Source organism: Mesorhizobium argentiipisi (SeqCode), assembly GCF_037179585.1.
In the GTDB taxonomy this organism is placed as follows: Bacteria; Pseudomonadota; Alphaproteobacteria; order Rhizobiales; family Rhizobiaceae; genus Mesorhizobium; species Mesorhizobium argentiipisi.
In genome coordinates this window covers 1-463 of the sequence record NZ_JAPYKO010000106.1, presented here as the reverse complement: position 1 = coordinate 463, position 463 = coordinate 1, and the positions used below count along the sequence as shown (strand labels likewise).

Here is a 463-nt window from a genome sequence, read left to right as displayed (position 1 = left end):
CCCGCGAGCAGGGTCCGGCGGGAGACGGGAATCGGCGGGACGGTCGGTCGGAACGGAGGCATGGACCCCTATGGACCCCTATCGACCCTTGCGGGCGGCGCGTCGGGAGGGCGGTTCTAGCCGCCCGCCCCCGGCGGCGCCACCGCCGGCGCCCCCGTGTGCGGGAGCCCGAAGTTTTTTGCTGCGGTCCCGGACGCGCGTGCTATAGACCCGCGCTTCCGACGGCCGGGCGGCCGCACTCGGGCTGCCGCGGGCGTGGCGGAACTGGTAGACGCGCTGGATTTAGGTTCCAGTGTCGCAAGACGTGGGGGTTCGAGCCCCTCCGCCCGCACCAGCGCCGCACGGCCGGCCCCTGGACCTGGAGCGTCCGGGACCGACCGGCCGGCACTCCCAAGCGCCGCGACGCGTGCCGAACCGCCCGGACAACGGCCGACGGACCGGACTTCGAGACGATCAACGGACG

Annotated in this window: 1 tRNA gene; it reads left to right on the top strand. The window is 74.3% G+C overall.

Annotated elements, in window-relative coordinates:
* The first annotated feature begins 249 nt into the window (after positions 1–249).
* Positions 250–334: transfer RNA gene (locus tag O7A05_RS34140), tRNA-Leu, on the top strand.
* The last annotated feature ends 129 nt before the right edge of the window (positions 335–463 follow it).